Below are 4,130 nucleotides of genomic sequence, written 5' to 3'. Positions count from 1 at the left end.
TTTGTTTTTGTCTTTATTTTCTAAGATGAAATGGTTTAGGTTTTTAGAATGAGAAGTTAAGAGATTGGGATTTTGTTTGATGGTTGTAATATTTTGCTTTAAACCCTTAGAGTCTAAATTGTTTTCTTTATCAATATTTTGGCAAACATTATTTAAAGGATTAAAATATTCCCTATATCTTTGCCATTTGAAGAATTCTATAGAACGATAAAGTGATTTTCTAGCCTCTATATAATCTTGGGTAAGTTCCTTTTTATTTTGTATAAAAATCCTATAAAAACTAGAATTAACTCCAAATATATTTTCCATATTTTTTTTATTTAAAAAAGGGAAACTATCTTTTGAAACCTGTATATAACTTTCACACTGATAGAGGGCTTTAAGATAACAAATATCTGTTGAAGCCTGTATAGAATTTATTTTATCACTAGATAAAAGTTCATAATTTAATATTTCCAAAAAATTTTGCATTTTTTGACTATTTGTTTTTTTAATCTCTTCTTTCAAAATATCCCTAAATGCTTTTTGATTTTGCTGATAATGTGGAATTAATTGCGGAGGTTTATGATAAATTTTGCCTTGATAATATATTTGCAAACTTTGTATTTTTTTCTCATAAGCTCTATGACAATGGGCTACATTGATTTTTTTTAATTCTTGAGGGGTAAAGTTGGTTGTAAGATCATCTAGTGAAATTCCATGTTTTTCTAGCCATTCTTTTAGGCCAGAACTAATCCACCAAAGAGCTGCCACTCCTATTGTAATAATAACAACACCTACTAATACTCCAAGTGTTATGCTTCCTGCATAGACAGCCATTGCCACAAAGGCAGAGATAGCTTGTGCAATTATTATTTTTGTTCCCACTACAAAAATTGTATCCACAATAAAACCTGTAGCAAGTTTTGCAATTACTTTTAAGCCATCACCTGTTTTTTGATATTCTATGATACCATCAATTACACTAAGGGTATTATCTGCTCTTTTTATGATAATTTTAAAAGGAAGAAGGTAGGGTTCTAATGTTTTAAATGTTTGAGAACCAATGTCTAATGCATTATTTACAAAACTGGTTACGCCTTGTATGTTTTGAATATTATTTTGATATGCAAGGTTTTCTTCTTCCACCTCTTTAAGAAGTTCTTCTCCTATTTTATCCATATCACTATGTTTTAAAGCATTTTGTAAATCTTTTTCTATTTGGCTTAATTCTCTATCAAGCAATACTTCTCTTTCTAGCTCTTCATTCATTTTTCACACTCTTTTAGTTTAGTTTGTAGGGTTTGAAGTTGACTAATTAGCTCTGGACTAAGCCTAAAATTCTGATAAATATTAATCAATTCTTTAAAATTTTTCCTTAAATTATCATCAGTATATTTTTTTAATTCTTTATTAAAAAAGAATAAAACTCCATCGACTGCAAAATTGTTTCTACTCATACCATTTAAAATCCTTATGGTTTTATGATTATTGAATTCACAACCAGGTATTTCGAATAATTCATCCAAATACATATCGGCAAATGCACGATTATAGCCAATTAACATAGTAGCATATGGCAACTTAGCCAATTCAAATTCATTAATATCCTTTTTTAAAAAATCTTCTAAATGAGTATTCAGAAAAAATAAAAAATCCTCAATTGCTTTAAATCTTTCCCTGCTAAATAAAAAATAGGTTTTATGTCCTATAAGAGTTTTTTCTCTACTTAAAAGATGAAGTATAATACTAATACTTGATTTTTTAATAGCATGACCAGCCTTTCTCATAAGCTCCATATCCTCTTTAGTGGTTCCATAAGAACTTAAAATTCTCATGCTTTCTATACTTGCTTTTATCTTTTCAAAGTTTTTAATAATTTCTTTGGTGACTTTTTCTTGATTGTAAGTTTCTTTAGAAAGTTTTTTTGCATATTCTAGTTCTTCTTTAGCTTCATTATTACTCCATAGGATTAAAGAATTAAGATTTTCTCTTGCTTTAGTTTCTTTAGTATTTTTATAATCTAGGGCTTCATTTACATAATCATAAAGATTACTCATTACAGATATTAAAAATGCTACTATAAGAATAATGATTATATTTTTCTTAGAAAACTTAAGCATTTTGTTTGTCCTTTGGAATAATATTGTTTTGCATTATATCACAAGCAATACTTCTCTTTCTAGCTCTTCATTCATTTTTCACACTCTTTTAGTTTGGCTTGTATGGATTTAAGTTCATTAGTTTGTTTTTGACCGAGTTTGAAAGTTTGAAAATAATTAATTATTCTTTTTAATTTTGTTCTATCATCTTCATTGATAAATAATTCAAGCTCTTTATTAAAAACTTTAAGACTATTGTCAACCGCAATATTAATTTTTTCTATACCATTTAGAATTGCTATAGTTTTAGGATTGTTTAAATCACAAATACAATCTTGTGAAAATTCACCTAAATACATATCAGTAAATGCACGATTATAGCCAATTAGCACATTGATGTATATTACAATTTTTTTGAAATTAAAATTATTTATATCTTTTTGTAAAAAATCTTCTTCTAAATGAGTATTTAGAAAAAATAAAAAATCTTCAAAAACTTTAAATCTTTCCTTATCAAATAAAAAATAAGTTTGATGATTTATGATATTTCTTTCATTGTATAAGAGATAAGTTATAATATCGGTATTGGTTTTTAAAATGATTTGTCCAGCTTTTATTGTAAGTTCTTCATCCTCATCTGCAAATCCATAAAAAGTTAAAATTCGTATATCTTCTATACTTGTTTTTATTTTTTCAAGGTTTTTAATGATTTCTTTTGTAACTTTTTCTTGATTGTAAGTTTCTTTAGAAAGTTTTTTTGCATATTCTAGTTCTTCTTTGGCTTCATTCTTACTCCATAGGATTAAAGAATTAAGATTTTCTCTTGCTTTAGTTTCTTTAGTATTTTTATAATCTAGGGCTTCATTTACATAATCATAAAGATTACTCATTACAGATATTAAAAATGCTACTATAAGAATAATGATTATATTTTTCTTAGAAAACTTAAGCATTTTGTTTGTCCTTTGGAATAATATTGTTTTGTATGACAAGCAATGCTTTTTTAGCTAAATTACCTGGTGGTGTGCTTTCTCCCCAAAGATAATAAGATAAAATTTCTACTCCATAATCGCCTTTTAAATTTAGCGATGCCATTCATCTCTCCATTGCATATCATAAAATAACTGATAATATAATCCAGGAGGATCAAAATCATAACGCATTTCAACCTCACCACAATTTGTAATAGGATAATACCTATAAATTGCATTTTCCCAAGATTTTAATTTTCCCTTTGTAAATTTGAAACCACGATTACCTATATAATATTCTTTTATCATTAAGGCATAAGCAGAATAACCAAATTTTGAGTTATTGGCAATATCGCCACCAATCGCAATAAAGTCAATATCATAAGGGATAAAAATATAGTTACCAAATTTGTCTTCCAAGAATAAAGCATATTTTAACTCTAAATCATCTGTTAAAATTTTTTCTTCTTCAAAAGGTCTTACAATGTTAAAACCCTGCATTATTTTTTGCATATTTTCTTCTTCAGTTTTATTAAGATCAATTTGTTTTATGATATCGTTGATATCAAATTGCTTTCCATTGCTAGAAAATTGACAACTTGGAGCATTCTTTGCTTTTTCTTTGCTCTCATAATAACAATTATCGACACTAAGCCATTCTCCATCTATATTTGTAAATAATGGATCATGTGCTTCATTGTAAAACTTTTCAAGTAGGTCTTTAGTAGCTCTTTCAAATAATTCATCTAGACTTAATTTTCTATTTTCTTTTATGCAATAACCCACTCGGTTAAGTGTTGCATTAGAGCGTAAAATCACTTTTGCATAACCATTTTTAAATTCAGTATAAAAAAGTGTGTTATATCCTATAAATCCGATAAATAATATGGTTATAACCCAAGCTAATTTTTTTAATTTTGTGTCAAATAAAAACTGAATTTTTTTCATTGATGCTCCTAAAAATTCTAAGCTATTTTACAATAATACTTACAATAATCACTAGAATAATTTTTAATCTTTGCATTATAATGATTATATTTTATACTTAAATCCCCTAAAGAACTTAAATCTTCTTTGT

5 protein-coding genes are annotated in these 4,130 nt (G+C 26.5%); all 5 read right to left on the bottom strand.

Translation table 11 applies throughout. The features are described 5' to 3' along the window. A partial coding sequence (locus B6S12_RS10295; protein ID WP_111230689.1) for a hypothetical protein occupies positions 1-1,251 on the bottom strand: 1,251 nt, incomplete at its 3' end. Beyond that, positions 1,248-2,102, bottom strand: a complete 855-nt coding sequence (locus B6S12_RS10290; protein ID WP_111230688.1) for a hypothetical protein — start codon at positions 2,100-2,102, stop codon at positions 1,248-1,250. The genes B6S12_RS10290 and B6S12_RS10295, both read right to left, overlap by 4 nt. 71 nt (positions 2,103-2,173) lie before the next feature. Further along, on the bottom strand, positions 2,174-3,034 hold the full coding sequence (locus tag B6S12_RS10285; protein WP_111230687.1) for a hypothetical protein: 861 nt from the start codon (positions 3,032-3,034) through the stop codon (positions 2,174-2,176). Continuing rightward, positions 3,027-3,176, bottom strand: coding sequence for a hypothetical protein (locus B6S12_RS11200; RefSeq protein WP_181451039.1), 150 nt, complete (start codon positions 3,174-3,176; stop codon positions 3,027-3,029). Before B6S12_RS11200 ends, B6S12_RS10285 begins: the two co-directional genes overlap by 8 nt. Further along, on the bottom strand, positions 3,164-4,000 hold the full coding sequence (locus B6S12_RS10280; RefSeq protein ID WP_111230686.1) for a hypothetical protein: 837 nt from the start codon (positions 3,998-4,000) through the stop codon (positions 3,164-3,166). The genes B6S12_RS11200 and B6S12_RS10280 overlap by 13 nt, the downstream gene beginning before the upstream one ends. Positions 4,001-4,130 lie beyond the last annotated feature (130 nt).

The organism is Helicobacter valdiviensis, from assembly GCF_003245365.1.
Lineage (GTDB): Bacteria > Campylobacterota > Campylobacteria > Campylobacterales > Helicobacteraceae > Helicobacter_D > Helicobacter_D valdiviensis.
Note: the sequence above shows the minus strand (reverse complement) of the source record. Positions and strands in the feature narration are given on the sequence as shown.

What these genes read in the sequence shown, in the direction of transcription:
- B6S12_RS10290 (WP_111230688.1), bottom strand. Translation starts at nt 2,102, where the DNA reads ATGCTTAAGTTTTCTAAGAAAAATATAATCATTATTCTTATAGTAGCA.
- B6S12_RS10285 (WP_111230687.1), bottom strand. Translation starts at nt 3,034, where the DNA reads ATGCTTAAGTTTTCTAAGAAAAATATAATCATTATTCTTATAGTAGCA.
- B6S12_RS11200 (WP_181451039.1), bottom strand. Translation starts at nt 3,176, where the DNA reads ATGGCATCGCTAAATTTAAAAGGCGATTATGGAGTAGAAATTTTATCT.
- B6S12_RS10280 (WP_111230686.1), bottom strand. Translation starts at nt 4,000, where the DNA reads ATGAAAAAAATTCAGTTTTTATTTGACACAAAATTAAAAAAATTAGCT.